Source organism: Nostoc sp., assembly GCF_036917975.1.
Lineage (GTDB): Bacteria > Cyanobacteriota > Cyanobacteriia > Cyanobacteriales > Nostocaceae > Nostoc.
Genome location: NZ_JBALEJ010000013.1, coordinates 92,253 through 110,173 on the forward strand (window position 1 = coordinate 92,253; position 17,921 = coordinate 110,173).

Consider the following 17,921-nt stretch of genomic DNA (forward strand, 5'->3'; position numbering starts at 1 on the left):
CCCAGGCATCGCCTAAATCCGCAATATCCCAAACAGCGAACTGACAGATCGCCAAAAAATGATGGTCTAGCATTTTCCCTAATCAGTTAAGATAATCTTCATCAATCTTCTTTCCTTTTACCCTTCTCCTTGGAATTATGACGCAGGATGAGTTATTGCAACTGATAGATCGCGCCGTGGCTGAGGGTTGGCGAGAGTTAGACTTGTCGGGGCAACAGTTGACTGAGTTACCTGTGGAAATTGGTAAGTTGCAGCAGCTTGAGTCTTTGATTTTGGGAAAGAAGGTTGAAGGTTATGAAGAAGTAGGAAACCGCCATCTCGAAAAGGTTTCAGGCAACAATTTAAAAACGCTTCCACTCGAACTATTGGGTTTGCCTAATTTGCGTAAGTTGGATATTAGTGGTAATCCTTTAGAGAGCATTCCCGATGTGGTAACGCAAATACTACATCTAGAGGAACTTACCTTAATTCGAGTAGAGCTAACTGAAATACCTGATCTGATCGCTAAATTAACCAATCTGACGCAGCTTCACCTCAGTTCCAACAAAATAACCCAGATTCCAGAGGCGATCGCTAAATTAACCAATCTGACGCACCTTGCCCTCAGTCGCAACCAAATAACCCAGATTCCAGAGGCGATCGCTAAATTAACCAATCTGAATTTGCTTTTCCTCTATCACAACCAAATAACCGAGATACCAGAGGCGATCGCTAAATTAACCAATCTGACGCAGCTTGACCTCAGTTCCAACCAAATAATCCAGATTCCAGATGCGATCGCTAAATTAACCAATCTGACGCAGCTTAACCTCGGTGGCAACCAAATAATCCAGATTCCAGATGCGATCGCTAAATTAACTAATCTGACGGGGCTTTACCTCAGTTACAACCAAATAACCCAGATACCAGAGGCGATCGCTAAATTAACCAATCTGACGCAGCTTCACCTCAGTTACAACCAAATAACCCAGATTCCAGAGGCGATCGCTAAATTAACCAATCTGACGCAGCTTAACCTCGGTGGCAACCAAATAATCCAGATTCCAGATGCGATCGCTAAATTAACCAATCTGACGCAGCTTAACCTCGGTGGCAACCAAATAATCCAGATTCCAGATGCGATCGCTAAATTAACTAATCTGACGGGGCTTTACCTCAGTTACAACCAAATAACCCAGATACCAGAGGCGATCGCTAAATTAACCAATCTGACGCAGCTTCACCTCAGTTACAACCAAATAACCCAGATTCCAGAGGCGATCGCTAAATTAACCAATCTGACGCAGCTTAACCTCGGTGGCAACCAAATAATCCAGATTCCAGATGCGATCGCTAAATTAACCAATCTGACGCAGCTTAACCTCCGTGGCAACCAAATAACCCAGATTCCAGAGGCGATCGCTAAATTAACCAATCTGACGCAGCTTCACCTCAATAGCAACCAAATAACCCAGATTCCAGAGGCGATCGCTAATTTAACCAATCTGACGCAGCTTCACCTCAATAGCAACCAAATAACCCAGATTCCAGAGGCGATCGCTAAATTAACCAATCTAACGCAGCTTTACCTCGTTTACAACCAAATAACCCAGATTCCAGAGGCGATCGCTAAATTAACTAATCTGACGCAGCTTTCCCTCAGTGTCAACAAAATAACCCAGATTCCAGAGGCGATCGCTAAATTAACCAATCTGAGGCAGCTTGACCTCAGTTACAACCAAATTACCCAGATTCCATTAGAAATTCTTAATTCAAAAGATGTAAAAAAGATTTTTAATTACTTGAGGCAAATTCGCACAACTGAAACTCGACCATTACACGAAGCCAAACTGTTGCTCATCGGACAAGGCAGCGTCGGTAAAACATCCCTCATCGAGCGACTAATCCGCAATAAATATGATAAAAATCAATCCCAAACTGACGGACTCAATGTGGAAACTTGGAACGTGCAGGTCAATAGTAAAGACATCCGCCTCAATGTTTGGGACTTTGGCGGACAGGAAATTTATCATGCTACCCATCAATTTTTTCTGACTAAGCGTAGCCTCTATCTCCTAGTTTGTAATTGTCGCACCAGCGAAGAAGAAAACCGCATCGAATATTGGCTGAAACTAATCGAAAGCTTCGGCGGACAGTCCCCCGTAATTATCGTTGGCAACAAAAAAGACGAACAACCCCTCGACATCAACCGCAAGGCATTACGCGAAAAATATTCTAACATCCAAGCGATTATCGAAACCTCCTGCCAAGACAATATCGGCATTGATGAACTTCGCACCGCCATTTTGCAGCAAGTCGGCAACCTAAAAGAAGTTTACGACCTTCTACCCCTGACATGGTTTGAGGTTAAACAACAACTCGAATCCATGCCCCAAGACTTCATCAGCTACAATCGCTACATCGGCATCTGCTACGACAACAAAATCCCTGAAGAACAAAACCATGACCAACTGATTGACTTGCTGCATCGACTTGGCTTAGTTCTCAACTTCCGCGATCATCCCATCCTCAAAGATACCAACGTCCTCAAACCCAACTGGGTTACAGAAGGCATTTACGCCCTCCTGAGCGATGAAAACCTCAAAACTCAAACCAAAGGCATTTTCACCCCCGCCGATCTCACCCGCATCCTCAATCCAGAACGTTATCCCATCAAGCGTCACGACTATTTGATCGGGCTAATGAAAGAATTTGAGCTTTGCTTTGAATTAGATTGTAAACCACCACAATTCCTGATTGCGGGACTTTTGCCCAAAGACCAACCAGACAAAACAGAACTAGAAGGCGAAACCCTGGAATTTCAATACCATTACAAAGTTCTCCCCGAAAGCATCATTTCCCGCTTCATCGTCAACACCCACGAAAAAATCCATAAGCAAATCTATTGGCGCAGTGGTGTAATGCTGCAATATCAAGAAAACAATGAAATCTACAACATTGCTCGGATCAAAGCCGATCCCGAAGACAAAAAAATCTTCATCACCATTAGCGAACGCCAAGAAACCCGCCGCTTATTTCTCGGCATTCTCCGCGATGTCTTCCAAAAAATCCACAAAAGTCTCCCCAATCTCGAAATCACCGAATGGGTTCCTGTCCCCAACCATCCCAACCACCCACCCCTCGACTACCAAGAACTCCTCGGACTCGAATCAATGGGTGAAAGCATAATAACCATCGGCAAACTAAAATTAAAACTCGATTTACGTCAACTTTTAGATGGCTATGAATCACTAGAATCGCGTCGAAAATCACAAAAAGCAGATAATGATTTAGATGATAGGACTGCTTATGAAGATATGCGAGATATTGCTAAACTAGCTGTCAGCAGAGAAATTAAAATTAATAATAATAATAAAGCCGAGGCAAATGCTATGTCAGAAAATCCTCAATTCACAAACAACTTTCAAGGCGCAAACATCGCCAACGTTGCGAACCAAGTCAAAGACAACGCCAGTCAGCAAGCCTCTAACTTCAACCAAACAAGCGGCGCAAGCGTAGCAGAACTAATGCAACTGATCGGCAACTTACGCCAAACTGCTGCCCAATTTCCACCAGAAACCCACGACGACATTATCATCGATATTGATGATGTAGAAGTAGAAATTCAAAAGCCAGAAAAAGAACGCAATTTACCCAAACTCAAAAAGCGTCTAGTAGCTTTACTAACTGCTGCTACTGTAGTCGCTGCCCCCATTGCAAGTATGACAAGCTTTACAAAGGATGTTATGGAAATAGGAAGCAAATTAGGTATAGAACTAAAGCTTCCCCCTGGCAAATAGACTTTTCTAACTCTAGGGGCGATGGCTTCGCCGGTTCGCAAAGCGACCATCGCATAGGTTGAAATGATACCCGCCTTTGACTTGATGAAAATTGAACTAGCGATCGCTATTCATCAATCAATATTTAAACCTAACCTACAGCAAACTCAGTATCAGAGCGCACTCTAGCAGGTTGAAAACCCAAAACTATATTTTCATGTGGTACACCCAATTTTAATAACTCATAGGCAATCCCATCTTCCGGAGCATCATATTGAATCCAAATTTTGCCATTTTTAATATCCAAATGTAGCAAACATCCATAATCCCTAATATCATTCTGCTTCCAACCCACATACACTAATTGATAGCGATGCCTGCGGCGGGGCAAAGCCCAACGCGCTCCGTATCAAAAATAGGTTGAGCCTCAACATCTTTTGCCGATTTCATCGAGCGATCGGCTTTTGCTTGGATTAGTTGTTGAATATATTGCCTGTAGAGAGCTACTTTATCCATTGCTCAATCGTCTCCTTTTCTAAGTCATGGATTGTGTTGAGGAACTTGAGCGATCGCTATAGCGGTTCCCATTCAGATGAAGCACAATATTATACAGCAAGGTGTAGGGGCACGGCAGTGCCCATTGGTGTCAACTTAACGTGAAACCGCTCGTCCGCCGGGAATTGAAATTCCCGTCTCATAGCCAAAGTCATCTGAAGATGACTAAATATCACCAAAAATCTCCAGTCTACTTCAGTAGACTTAAGCTATTAGCCAAAGAATTTATTTTTGAAGTAATAAGTAATACTTATTACTTATTACTCATTACTCATTTATTTCCGGGCGGGGATGGAAGCCAACAGTTCAGCTATTTTCAGCTTAAGTTGACACCAATGATTCATCAATTGCCCCTACACTTTACGATATAATTTTGTACTTCATTTGAGTGGGAACCGCTATATTAAAGCTTAACCTTCACTAATCAACTGTAACAAGGCTTCCGTTGATATCTTGCCACTCATCTCAGTACCTTCTAACAGGCTATCTGCCAAATCTCGCTTGTGGTGGTGCAATTCCACAATCTTTTCTTCAATAGTATCCTTTGCTACCAAGCGATAAATTGTCACTGGGCGTTGTTGCCCAATGCGATGGGCGCGGTCTGAGGCTTGGTCTTCCACTGCGGGATTCCACCAAGGGTCTGTATGGATGACATAATCAGCCGCAGTCAGATTGAGTCCTGTACCCCCTGCCTTGAGACTAATGAGAAAGACATCTCCTGAACCAGCTTGAAATGCATCTACCCGTTTTTTGCGCTCTGCCACGGAAGTGCTGCCATCTAGATATTGATAATTAATACCTTGCTGATCCAGATAATTACGGATGATGTGCAAATGGTCAACAAATTGACTAAACACTAATGCTTTATGACGATTTTCCAGCAGTTCACCCAGCACCTCACCAAAAAGTTGCAACTTGGAACTGGGTAATGAAGTACCAGGCATAATGAGGCTGGGATTACAGCAAGCGCGACGCAGTTTCATAATCTCAGCCAAAACTTGCAAATGTTTCTTTCCTGCCTCGGCATCACTTTCAGTGAGTTTAGATATTGCCTGACGACGCAACGCTTCATAGAATCCCTTTTCCTCTCGACTTAACTCTACATGAAGGAGAATTTCGGTACGAGATGGCAACTCTTCTAATACCTGATTTTTTGTTCGCCGCAACAGAAATGGTTGAATAAGTTTTTTGAGTTTATTACGTGCAAGTTTATCTTGATATTTTTCAATGGGGGTAGCAAAGCGTTGATTGAAGCTTTCAAAAGAACCCAATAATCCAGGATTAATAAAACGGAATAAATTCCACAACTCACCCAGGTGATTCTCAATGGGAGTCCCAGTAGTCAGTAACTTAAAATTAGATTTTAGGTTCATAGCTGCCTGAGAACGTTTAGTGGTCATATTTTTAATCGCCTGGGCTTCATCCAGGACAATTGTTTGCCACTGTACAGCAGAAAGCATTTGTGCTACTTCTTCTTGCTGTAATAAACCATAACTGCATACCAACATATCTAAAGGTTGTAACCCATCCAATAATTTTTGGCGGTTAGCACCAGAAAATTGAATAATATTGAGAGTTGGGGCAAACTTCTGCGCTTCACTCACCCAATTCATGCACACGGAAGTGGGGGCAATAATTAGGGTTGGTCCTTCATGAGCATTTCTGAGAATGACCGCCAATGCTTGCACGGTTTTACCCAATCCCATTTGGTCTGCTAAACAAGCGCCCACACCCCAATGTGCCAGACGCGCCAGCCAACAAAAACCCTCCATCTGGTAGTCACGTAGTTCTGCTTGAAACGTAGATGGCAGTTCTGGTTGGAGGTTCTGCACCTCCTTAAGACGCTGGATATGTGTTTTCCAGTGTTTATCTGCTTTTACCTTACCTACCTCATCGACAAAATCCTCTAACCCTAATGTTGCTAAGGGGTGAAAACGAATACCTTTACTATGTTTTTCCGAAAACATCCGCAATTCGTCGAGGCGTTTCCGAAAAGCTTGAGTTAAAGCCAGAAATTGACCATCACCAAGAGGGATAAAACGGCTGGGAGTTTTCTCTAATAGTTCTAGTAGTTGCTGCATATCCAGCACTAGGTCGTTATTTAATTTCAACTCCCCTGTGGCTGCAAACCAGTCTTGCTGACGTTGAATTGATAAATTAAAGTCTTTCAAGTCGGCATTGTGGCTAACACGCAGTTTTTCTCCTTGTGGCCATTCGATGACTACGTTATTTCCCAGTGCTTGCAGTTCTAGCAGCAGTTCTAAACAGTTTTCTGGATCGTCCATAATCCATTCACCATCTTGTTCTTCAGTTTGAGTCAAGGTGGCGCAGGCGGCTACAGCTTCTTTGGCAAGTTGCTTCTCTTCAGACAGATTTCGTCGGGTTTGGAGACGTTTACCGTCAATCTCGGCAATTACAGTTTCACCACCTGTACCAGGACGATAGTAGGGGCCACCTTGGGCAAATGGGCGCGACAAAAGACTGATTTTCAAGCCGGCATTGGCAGGTAAAAGGTGAATATGGGGTAGAGTTAGGGCGGGTACTTCTTCTGCACCTTCGGAACCGCCACCGATGTCAGAATGTACGGTGACGATGCCAGAGACGGCATTAATGGCTGCCAAAACTTGTTTCTCTGCGATCGCAGGCACATTTAATTTGTTATCTTTACCAATAATCTCCGCAATGCGTCTGTGTTCGGTAGTAATTTCAATGACTTTGATGCGGGTTGGGGTTTCTTTGATATGCAGAATATTCTGTGATTCTGGTAGTTTGGGAGAAAATTCTAAGGTGAGACGACCTTGTTTTTCTTTTTTAACCAGTAGTTCCGGTTCTGCCTTGACAATTTCTACACGGATAGTGGGTGTATCCTCCCAAAAAACCAACGGGTGGCCAATTAAAGCAGAGATGGCTTTTTCACCGAAGGTATAATCAACTTTGCCGTAATATGAGCCATCATTATATACCTCAATACAACTACATACCCGCATATCTTGGGGTGTAATGTAATCAAACTCAGATAATGCACTGTTCAGACGCTTGAGGGCTATGGGGCGACCTTTACTCCACTCACCTTTGGCATTAACTTTTTGTTCTCGTGGTTGCAAGACACATCTGCTGGGATAGAAGGTAAGGAACCATGCTAAACGCAGTTCTGATTCTGGTTTTCCTGGTGTTTGTGGTCTTGATTGGAGATTTGCCAGGGCATTGAGGCACATTTCCCAAGCTTCTTGGGGTCGAATTAAGTCTACGATGGTTTGGATATTGCTATCTTCTCGCAGTGCCTCTGCAAGTTGTTTATAGTTACTGCTGGGTTTGAGTCTGGATAGGAGTTCTGCGGTTTCCATTGCCAACCAGTGATAACCGGAAGCGAGCGATCGCCGATACAATGGTTCTAATAAATTAGGTAAGCGTTTTTTAGCACTCTCAGTATCCATCCAGTAAAGGCATAGTGAACAAAACAATGTTTGTAAGCTATTGTCTTCTTCCACAGAAGAAATATGACCACTGACTACAAATTGTTTTTGGATAATATCACCTTGATGAACTTGTAGTACCTTTTCCAGTCTGCCATAAGTGAACCTAAGCCAATGATCTGATTGACGGGACATCAAACTGGTGTACTCTTCTGCTTCTTGGAGGTGTTGCACTGAACCATCTTTTAAAAGTGCAAGGATGAAAAATAAGCCCCCAATTGTATTGAAATACATTTGGCGTTTGCCTGTAGCCTTTTTGATGGCTTTCAGGGCATCTTTATAATATTTGATAGCTTGTTCATTATCACCCCGCAGAAAACTTAACCAACCCCAAAAAATAGCAGCGTTATTTTGATATTCATTCGATATTCGCTCTAGACTTTCTTGTGCTTCTTGGGTACAACCCTGTAAAAGCAGTTGTTCTGTCAAAATCAGATGCAGATAATCTGAGCAATGTTTTCCAGGTGTAGAACATTCTTCTTCTAACAGCGTCAACGCATCTTCCGACGCAGATAATTTTAAGGCTGAATTGAAGAGAATACTTGATATGCCACTTTCATACAATCCTTGTGGTAGGGTGTTAAACCAATCTGCATCAAATGGATTATTGTATATCTGCTCAAATATATTTTGTATTGATATTTTTTCTTCACTATCAGCGTACTTCTGGTAATCTTCAATTTGCTGATTAATAAAACTAGGATCTTGACGATAAATCCCAATGCGGATTTCTCTGATACACTGGCGCAGACTGTAGAAAATTCGAGAATCCCTGTTCCAGTGAGTACGTATGGGTAGCTTCTCCTCTACTGCTGTGACGAGGATTTCAAACTGTCCGGTTTGTACAGCATGACGAGTGGCAATTTCTGTGACTAACGGATGACATTCAGCACCCGCTCTACTTTCCTGAACTAACAAGCCTACTTTTAACAATTTATCAATTTGGGGACTGAGAGTTTTAGTAACCCAAGGTTTATTGTTTTCATCTAAAGCGTCAGTTTTACTAAGACAACTTACGAAGGAATTTTTGTCTATCGGTGCATAAATTACCGAAAATAACTGAATAATTTTTTGTATGGAAGGATGTAACTTGAAGTATTTATCAGCGAGTTGTGTTTGCAATTTTGTGGTATCAGTTGCTAAATTAATCATACTATTGGTCTGTTAAGTGAAGTTTGAAGGGTAAAGGAACGAACCACAGAGGCGCAGAGGGCACAGAGTCAGAGAAAAAAGAGATGTTTAAGAAGTGTCTCACCCGTCAAAGTTAGCTTGACAGACTACTATTTATTCAGTTCTTTAAATAATTCCATTAATTTACGTTTCCGTCCATGAGCCGCTTCTAGTTGTGAGCGATAAGCAGACCATTCAGCTTTTTGTCCTAGTTGAAGATACGCAGCTTTTACTTTTTTGAGCCAATTAACCGCAGCGTCATAACGGTCAGCTTTTCCTTGTTCCATTATTGGTTCTGCCCGTCTGCGAGCGTTATCAATCACCCACTTTGGACGATGGGAAACTGCTGCATCCATGACTCGATGAACTAGTTTTGAATCATAGTAAGTATCTCTTTCTACTGTTTTAATTGCATCATCAATTAATCCTTCATGGAGGAAAATATCAACTTGAGCTTCTCGTATTCCCCAATCGGGCTGATCTCGTAGTGTTTGCAGCAAATCTTGCTTGAGCGTCAACCAAGTTTCTCCTGCATAGTCTTGAATTTTACCATAGTCTCGAAACGATGGTCTGATTTTAAAAGCAATGATGCTAGCAGTTAAGGCAGTAGCATTATCTTCTAATCCTTGGGCTAAATCACTCGTCCAAGTAGCAAATTCATGTAAACAGTTACCTGGTAAATTGATACCTGCTTGGCATATTTCTAAAGCTTCAACTAAATACCCATCTTCCCGCAATATTTTTGCTAAGGCAAAACCCTCTTCTGCTTTTTCCATCAGGATTTTAGCCGCAGACATCGCCTCTTCTACTCTTCCCAAAGCTGCTAATTGCGTCAGGTATTGCAGAGTCATTTCTTCTGCTAAAGCTAGATTTAAATACTCTGTGTAACGATTTTGACGTTCAAGAATTTGCAAACGAATCAATGCTAAATCATCAGCAAAGCTTGGTCGTTCATTTTCCCAAAGTTCTGCGGTATCATCTCCTTGCATAATCTCTTGCAGTGGTTCATAATTCCAACCTTGACGCAATGCTTCTAGACTCATACTAAAGTCTGCACTGATTTCGTCTTGCCAGGATTCCAACATCAACTGCAAATCTACTATTTCTCCTTGAGACATTTCTGCACACAAAATTGCTTCTGTCCACGCACTATCAAGAGGTTCTGCGATAGAATAACTGTCTCCACCGTAATCTAGTAACTCGTCCCATTCTTGGGCATAAGTTTCGGTAATAGTTTCGAGAATTGCGATCGCATTATTACCATCTCCATTTTCTGCCAACTCTCGCGCTTTCTCAATTACAGCCAGCAAATCATCTGTAAATGGGTCATCTTCTGTACCATACTCTAATTCTTTCAATCCATCCCGCAAAACCCGCTTGACATGAGAGCGAAAAGGTGATGTGTCAATTTTGCTTTGACGGGTAGAAGGCTGTTTTGTTTGCGGTTTCGGCAATTCTATCAAACTGACAAACTCATCAATATCATCAATTATTTCTGGTCTATTTTCCACCAGTTCTTGCAATAATCGCTGAGTTTGAAGAATATCGAGGCGATTTAATAATTGTTCTAGCGTTGGACGTTCTTCAATGATCTCTGATTGACGCGAACAGCTTAATAAGGTGGCAACGATATGTTTGCACCAACCATCATAATTATAAGGACAGGTACAACAAGCTGAGGTAATTCCACCTGCATCAAAACGAATACTGACTTGATATGGTGTAATTTCGCCACCCTCTACCTCTGCTTGAATCAGATTACCGCGTTTTTTGAGATCAGCGATCGCACCCCTGCGATAATATTCTTCACCACGACTGTAGGATGAAGCGTTGGAGTTATGGCGGATTATTGCCTCAGAAATTCCTGGAATCGACATAGTACCAGCACCCAAGTCTTTTATTTTTAGCTTACCGAAAAATTGGGTTTATTTTCTCTTGGGTCTGTATCCCAAGAGAAATCGCCGTCTCTACAAAAGACTGATTATTGTAAGCATTATTTCACTTCCTTTAACTTCCTATCAGATGGAGTCGCCACAGGGGACAACTCAGAGTGCAGCACAGTGCTACCTCCGGTGGTGACTCACTAACTACTATCTCTCTACCGCAACGGATAAAGTCACAGTCTGGCCCACAATAAGTTCATCTCTTATTTAACTCTTGTGGGGTGGGCGTCTCGCCCGCCCTATCTATGGACTGGGCGCTCATGTTGCCCACCCCACAATATTGGACAATATTGAATAATTTATTTCTTGGAGTTTCTTATAGCGGTTCTCATTTACCTGAGGTACACCCGTAGGGGCACGGCACTGCCGTGCCCCTACACCTCGTGATGTAATGTTGTACCGCATCTGAATGGGAACCGCTATAAGCAGGGTTACTTTACTTTTTATTTTCGATCAATTTTTGGTTTTTATCTTGAATTTCTAAGAGTTCAGGGATAGTGACAAAGCGATATCCCTGATTGCGAAAGTTGTCTATAATTTCTGGTAAAGCTTGTACAGTTCTAGAACGATTACCACCACCATCATGCATCAACACAATTCCACCAGATTTGGCCTCTCTGAATATATTACTGATTAATTTGGGAACCGCAGGACGGGAATAGTCTACAGAGTCAGATGACCACAAAATAATAGCGTATTTACTATTTCTAGCATAGTCAACTACCCCATTATGCATCACTCCTCCAGGTGGTCGAAATAAATTTGTTTTTAAGCCTGTAGTTTTAAAAATAATATCTTCGGTGTGGTCAATTTCGTAAGCAGCAGCTTGTGGATTCAAGAATTGATACCAATGATGCCAAGTATGGTTGCCAATAACATGACCTTCAGCAATTTCCTGCTTGAGTAAGTTGGGATAATTTTTTACATTCTCTCCAACTACAAAAAACGTCCCTTTAATCTGATTTTTTTTCAGGATATCTAACACTTCTGCTGTACTTTCAGGCCAAGGACCATCATCGAAGGTGAGAGCAATGACTTTCTGAGATGGAGAGAGTTTTACTGAGTCAATTATCGCACCTTGAAAACTTGATGGAATAGAGTCAGAAAAACCCTTTACTTGTGCTTCCCCTTGCCAACTTTTTAGCATCGCTGTCTTTAATTCTTCAACTCGCTGTTGAGTGCCGACATTTGCTGCTACATTATTTACATTTATAGTCTGTTTTGAATCAAACTGAAACAGATTTATTTTGCTCAAGATGATTAAACCCAGACTAAAGCCACCACATAATAAGATAAGCAGCCCAACTAATTTACCTGGAGTCCAAAGACTCTGCTTATTATTGATCACATCAACTTCCTGCAATGGTCAAATAATCAGTCACACTATTGATAGTAAGTTTAGAGTATTGATCTGCTTACTTTTAGAGAAAGTATAACTATCTATTGAGAGATTGCCAAGAGTGCGATCGCTTATCCGCGCCACTTAATTGTTCACAGTTGATGCTTGGAAGTGCAATTCAGATAAATCAAACATACTTCTGTCATAATTTTGTAATTTCTTTATCAAGAAAGTATGTAATAATCTTGAGTCTAAATTGTCGATTCTAGTCCTAAATGAGTTGTAAAAATCGAGAGACTCAAATCCCCGAATTCTCAAAAAAGTCGGGGATCTTATTGTTCATGAATGATTTAGGACTGCTATAGCTGTCAATTATTTAGATAACAAGATAATCAATAGAAATCTTGACATTGTAAATAAATATAACTACAATCTGGTCAGATTAGAGATACAGTACATAAATTGTCCAAAAGACTGTCTAATTAAATTAAGCTATCACGGAAATAAATCAATGAGATTACGCTGGCTTGTACTACCTATTCTTACTACTTTATTACTAACATCGCCCAGTTTGGCAGCAAGATTAAAATCTCAAAAAATTGACTCAACTCAGAATTATCTAGAGTCAACAAGGAATTGGAAGTATTTATTGGCTAGCTTTGAAAGTCCCGGAACTGTGCAGAAAAAGTTGCTTCCTCAACTCAATAAACCGGAAATTTTCAATAAGACAAACGATACTTCTTTATTTGGTGGAATTATTCCATTAGGAAAAGAAATACCAGAGCTAAAGTCTCAAGTTAAAGCATTAATGGCTCATTACAGGTTTCTCAAGCCGGGAATGTTTTTTTTAGATATAGAAACAGGAAACTATTTGAATATTGATGGTGAAAAGGTATTTCCCGCAGCTAGCACTATTAAATATCCGATTTTGATTGCTTTATTTGAACAAGTAGACGCTGGGAACATCAAACTCGATGAAAAGCTAGTAATGCGACGTGACTTAGTAGCGAGTGGTTCCGGTGACTTACAGTATAAACGAGCAGGAATCAAACTGAGTGTAATAGAAACTGTTAACAAAATGATTACGATCAGTGATAATACTGCTAGTAACATGATTATCGATCGTCTAGGTGGAAAAGCAAAACTTAATCAGCGTTTCCACAGTTGGGGATTAAAAAACACAGTCATTCGTAATATGTTAGGAGATTTTAAAGGCACTAATACCACTAGTCCGGCAGATTTAGTCCGGTTGTCAGCCTTGGTTGACCAACATAAATTGATTTCAGAGGGTAGTCAAGGACAAGTTTTAGATATCTTGCGTCATTGTCATAATAATAAGTTACTTGCGGCTGGTGTGGGTAAAGGTGGAACTATTGCTCATAAAACTGGAGATATTGGATTTTTGGTTGGGGATGCAGGAATTATTAGTTTGCCAAATGGGAAGCATTACTTGGCAGGTATTTTTGTGATTAGACCCCATGATGATGAGCGAGGAAGGGAGTTTGTACGCCAAGTTTCTCATCTAGTTTATCAGTATCTAGATCAACCAAAATTATCCCAGAAGTATTAATTTCATGTTATTTAGCGTTAATGGTACTTAAAGCTACGTCCTGATAATAATGCCCTAAAATTTGCAGGTAGTTTACTCCTCTTTTAGCTAAATTGTATGCGCCCCATTGACTCATGCCTAAAGCATGACCATAGCCAAGTCCTTGAAGTACAAAACTACCATCTGCGGCTTTGGTAAGGATAAAGTGAGTACTTTTAATCTTCAGGGCTGTACGTACTTTTTCGCCAATCAGTATTTTAGTTGCTTTGTCACCAACGATTTTTAAGACTTTAACACTACCAAAAGGTGAGTATGTTTGTACAATCATGTCTTTAACGTTGCCGACATCAGAAATTCTGGCGCTAATTTCTCTAGGGGAGAAAGTTTTCACCCATTTGCACTCGCTAACATTTTGATCGTAATCTTCAACAGCACGCAAGTAAGGCTCGTGGCTTCCCCAAACGTCTTCAACATTTTCAGTATGTCCTCCAGAACAATCATGAAAAACTGAGAGAATAACACTGTCTTTATAAGTTAGTACTTGTTTATCAGTTGCATCGACGGCGGCATAAGTACTAGGAGTTTCATTGATTACTCCTTTATAATTCTGCCAGTGATCTGGACTATCGCCTAAATCGTAAACAGGATTATTGCGTTGTTTTTCTCGCTCATAGAGAGCAAAAGTCCGGGCGGCAACTGCTTGTGCTTTCAAAGCTTCAGCAGGCCACTCAGTATCCATTTCGCCACCAACAACACTGTAGAGATATTCTTTGTCATCAACCCAGTTAACGGCAGTTAGTCCTGTGCCTGTTGGGACAACGAGAGTTCTGCCTCGATACCAGTGTTCGCCAATGTAAACGAATCCCTTGCCTGTGGGTTCAATCCAAAATAGACCAGACTGCCATTTATCTAAAGCCACACCGCCTGGAACTGCTTGGGCATAAAATGAACTCATTGCTGGTAATTTTCCGAGAGTATGACCAGTACTATCTTTAACCAACGCAGTTGTAGAACTGCCAACTGTTACCTGATTAACTCCCCTCTCAATTGCGATTCGCAAAATTACAGATGCTTTGCTTGGGGTAGCTAAAGTTATCCATAATAAGACACTGATCCACCAATGCCCTGCTTTCATCTGTGCGAACAAGGCGTTTAGTAAGGATTGGCATTTCATATCTAGCATTTTATCCACAGTGTTCAGTTTCCAAAAAATGCGATCGCTAATACTGCTCTGTGCGTATAGGGTTTCTCCCACAAAGCTGACATGGGCGATCGCGGACTTATCTTTTACCTTTAGGGAAGGCGATCGCACTAAGGTACTGTGCAGAGTGCAATCATGTCAAATATCACCAGTGTTTTAAATCACAAAGTGCGATCGCTCTATTCATCCTTGTGAAACGTCGGCGTTAATTAATTACTAATTATTCCTAGACTTGAATTCTTACTTGAAAGTTAGTAATGATGGCGATAATCTTAAGCGCTTACCCTACAATCGTTGGTAAGGGTAGTTATGTTTTAGTAAGGGTTGAAATAGTGTATGAATTGTATAACTTCTACTAAAACCTTCAAAAGGTAGAGGTTATATTGAGCAAAATTTGTAACTATTAGATGTGTGACTAAAAAACTCAAGTTGAGATTACAGCTATTTTCAAATAGACCACGCCGTAGGGGCACAGCAATGCTGATAGGTGTCAACTTAAGACTAAGACCTGGCGAATAGAATTTGCTGGCTACACTGGCATTGTCCGCCTCCTCGGACTGAAAGTCAAATTAAGGGTTTGAAACCCAGCATCGGTGGGTTTTGTTTGTATAAACGCGGTTTATAACCGCCCGTTTCACGTTAAGTTGACACTAATGAGCAATGCTGTGCCCTGACTACAGATGTGATTCAAATACATGAAAACTGCTGTAAATCTAAACTTGATAATAATATAGCCATATTTCAGAAATTTAACAAACTAGAGCAATTATCATGACTACTGCAATTGATAACTTCACCAAAAATCTGCATGACAATTTAGAAGTGGTTGAAGAACGGGTAAAATCGCTGAGGGAAAGTATTCAATCTGCGCCGAAGAAAACTCAAATTGAGATTGAATCTCAACTTGATGAAGCAAAAGCAAAGCTGGACGCTAAGAAACAAGAATTCGATGAGTATCGGGCAAAGCTGAAAGCTCAATTCGAGGAAAAAGAATCTGAGGTGAAGTCCCACGTAGAAGAATGGAAAACAAGTCGCAAAGTAAAGAAACTCGAACATCGGGCAGATAAAGCTGAAAACCATGCAGTTACGGCAACCTTCCTAGCGATCGCCACCATTGAAGAGGCTGAAAAAGCAACCTTAGAAGCGATCGCCGCCAGACTAGACGCTGAAGCTGCTGCCCTAACTACGAAGAAATAAGAAGTCCGTTTACAGAGCAACTAAATTTATTTATGGGGATCATTAATTTTGAATTTTAAATTTTGAATTTTGAATTCGGAGCGAAGCGACGTGACATATACACATAGGGTTGTTGCTAATTTCCCCTCCTATGCAGAAGCAGAAAGGGTTGTATTGGAGTTGCAAAAATCAGGCTTTGATCTGCAAAAGCTCTCAATCATTGGCAAAGACTACCAAACCACTGAACATGTGCAGGGATTTCTCACTTGGAAAGATACGGCCAAAGCTAGAGCCGTAGGAGGTGGTTATTTGGGTAGCTTCGTCGGAGGCTTATTTGGCATTTTAGGTAGCGCTGGAGTGTTGTTTATTCCCGGAATCGCTCCAATCATCATTGCTGGCCCCATTGCGGGAGTGTTGGCGGGTTGGTTGGAAGGAACGCTTGTTGATGCTGCTGCTGTCGGAGGACTGGCGAGTGCTTTAAGAGCGTTAGGAATACCCAAGCACGAGACTCAAATCCAAGCAGGCGAGTTCATAATCCTTATGACAGGCAGCAATAAAGATGTCAGTCAGGCAAGGCAGATGCTAGACAGAATCAGTCATGGAATAAGCATTTCGATCCCTGTCTAACGCTTTGAACTAAGTAGGTGGGTGGGAAAGTTTACAATATAGCTAAACTGCAAATTATGAGTGCGATCGCTCTGATTCTATTTGCAATAGCAGAGATGGCATTGTTTGTAGCGCTCGCTTAATTTATTTAATTTACCAACGCCTTCTTGCCATCACCATTTGTCGTTGCATTCTCTATATTTGGTGTCATCACTGCTGCGATCGTCGTTGTTGGCGTAGTCTTTAGTGCAGTATTCCCCACGGATCGCTTACTACTCTTGCGTGGTTTACCCCCTGCCTGTATATACTGCAAACTGTTCTTACCATAGCGCGTTGCCACACTCATCAACATTTTTTCCGAGTAGCTTCTCAAATCCTGCTCTAGCAATTCAATCTGCCCTACCGCTTCATCAACCGTGGAAAGCATTGTATTGTAGCTCGATAGCTTCGTTTGCAAGATTTGAATCCGCTTTTCATACTCCGCTAAATTCAAGTTATCACTAAACTCAAGCGTTTCGCTAATCGATCTCATCCCCGATATCCGTAGCGTTGCCTTATCCAATACCGTAGAACTGCGTTTCAGTCGCGCCATGAATGCTTCTCCTGCAAAAACTTATGTGAAAATTAGTACAGACTTGTAGTTCCACTTTAGCTATTTGTCATTCTTCTTCCCCTGAGTAAAAACCACCAAAACTAAAGTGAAGTTTACGGTAAAATCTGATATTTATTCCCTAATTTCACTTGAAATCTTTAAAATTATTTGTATAAAAAATTTGATAAGAAGAATTCAGAACTCAAGAGTCAGAATTCAGTATGGGACTTGCAAATAAAAAAATATCCAACTATTTATTGTGGGGTGGGCGTCTCGCCCGCCCAGTAACCAAAGGCGCTCATGTTGCCCACCCCACAAGATTGGATAATTTATTTCTTTGAAGTCTCTATGAATTTTATAAGACTGGGTGATAGCAAAGCGTTGGCAAGTCCACAAGCGTCTGAATATCGTGTTGAAGTACCCAAATATCGTGTTGAAGTACCCAAATATCGTTTTGAAGTACCCAAATATCGTGTTGAAGTACCCAAATATCGTGTTGAAGTACTCAAATATCGTGTTGAAGTACTCAAATATCGTGTTGAAGTACTCAAATATCGTG

Annotated in this window: 12 protein-coding genes; 5 read left to right on the forward strand and 7 right to left on the reverse strand. The window is 41.3% G+C overall.

What is annotated here, in order from left to right:
• Positions 1–137: 137 nt before the first annotated feature.
• The gene (locus V7K76_RS04715) at positions 138–3,779 is read left to right on the forward strand and encodes a leucine-rich repeat domain-containing protein (protein WP_335029693.1); all 3,642 of its coding nucleotides are present in this window, start codon (positions 138–140) and stop codon (positions 3,777–3,779) included.
• A gap of 130 nt (positions 3,780–3,909) precedes the next feature.
• On the opposite strand, the gene V7K76_RS04720 is transcribed toward V7K76_RS04715, so the two are convergent.
• From V7K76_RS04720 to V7K76_RS04735, 5 genes are all read right to left on the reverse strand, one after another.
• Positions 3,910–4,149, reverse strand: coding sequence for a XisI protein (locus V7K76_RS04720; protein WP_442936741.1), 240 nt, complete (start codon positions 4,147–4,149; stop codon positions 3,910–3,912).
• On the reverse strand, positions 4,119–4,274 hold the full coding sequence (locus V7K76_RS34555; RefSeq protein WP_199349854.1) for an element excision factor XisI family protein: 156 nt from the start codon (positions 4,272–4,274) through the stop codon (positions 4,119–4,121). Before V7K76_RS34555 ends, V7K76_RS04720 begins: the two co-directional genes overlap by 31 nt.
• 449 nt (positions 4,275–4,723) lie before the next feature.
• Positions 4,724–8,938, reverse strand: coding sequence for a DEAD/DEAH box helicase (locus V7K76_RS04725; protein ID WP_334777317.1), 4,215 nt, complete (start codon positions 8,936–8,938; stop codon positions 4,724–4,726).
• A 128-nt stretch (positions 8,939–9,066) separates the two neighbouring features.
• Positions 9,067–10,848: an SWIM zinc finger family protein gene (locus tag V7K76_RS04730; RefSeq protein ID WP_335029694.1), complete on the reverse strand. Its 1,782-nt coding sequence runs from the start codon at positions 10,846–10,848 to the stop codon at positions 9,067–9,069.
• Positions 10,849–11,335: 487 nt separating this feature from the next.
• The gene (locus V7K76_RS04735; RefSeq protein WP_334777320.1) at positions 11,336–12,247 is read right to left on the reverse strand and encodes a polysaccharide deacetylase family protein; all 912 of its coding nucleotides are present in this window, start codon (positions 12,245–12,247) and stop codon (positions 11,336–11,338) included.
• A gap of 502 nt (positions 12,248–12,749) precedes the next feature.
• On the opposite strand from V7K76_RS04735, the gene V7K76_RS04740 reads away from it, so the two are divergent.
• Positions 12,750–13,808, forward strand: coding sequence for a serine hydrolase (locus tag V7K76_RS04740; protein WP_335029695.1), 1,059 nt, complete (start codon positions 12,750–12,752; stop codon positions 13,806–13,808).
• Between the two features lie 7 nt (positions 13,809–13,815).
• Here the strand turns inward: V7K76_RS04740 and V7K76_RS04745 are convergent, their stop codons facing one another.
• The gene (locus V7K76_RS04745; RefSeq protein ID WP_335029697.1) at positions 13,816–14,961 is read right to left on the reverse strand and encodes a SpoIID/LytB domain-containing protein; all 1,146 of its coding nucleotides are present in this window, start codon (positions 14,959–14,961) and stop codon (positions 13,816–13,818) included.
• Between the two features lie 798 nt (positions 14,962–15,759).
• On the opposite strand from V7K76_RS04745, the gene V7K76_RS04750 reads away from it, so the two are divergent.
• Entirely contained in the window at positions 15,760–16,185 is a 426-nt protein-coding gene (locus V7K76_RS04750) for a hypothetical protein (RefSeq protein ID WP_334777323.1), read from the forward strand.
• A 90-nt stretch (positions 16,186–16,275) separates the two neighbouring features.
• Positions 16,276–16,791 carry a general stress protein gene (locus tag V7K76_RS04755; RefSeq protein ID WP_334777324.1) on the forward strand — a complete coding sequence of 172 codons (516 nt, stop codon included), beginning with the start codon at positions 16,276–16,278 and terminating at the stop codon, positions 16,789–16,791.
• Positions 16,792–16,918: 127 nt separating this feature from the next.
• Here V7K76_RS04755 and V7K76_RS04760 read toward each other — a convergent pair whose 3' ends face one another.
• Positions 16,919–17,362, reverse strand: a complete 444-nt coding sequence (locus V7K76_RS04760; RefSeq protein ID WP_334777326.1) for a hypothetical protein — start codon at positions 17,360–17,362, stop codon at positions 16,919–16,921.
• Positions 17,363–17,710: 348 nt separating this feature from the next.
• On the opposite strand from V7K76_RS04760, the gene V7K76_RS04765 reads away from it, so the two are divergent.
• A partial coding sequence (locus V7K76_RS04765; protein WP_335029696.1) for a hypothetical protein occupies positions 17,711–17,921 on the forward strand: 211 nt, incomplete at its 3' end.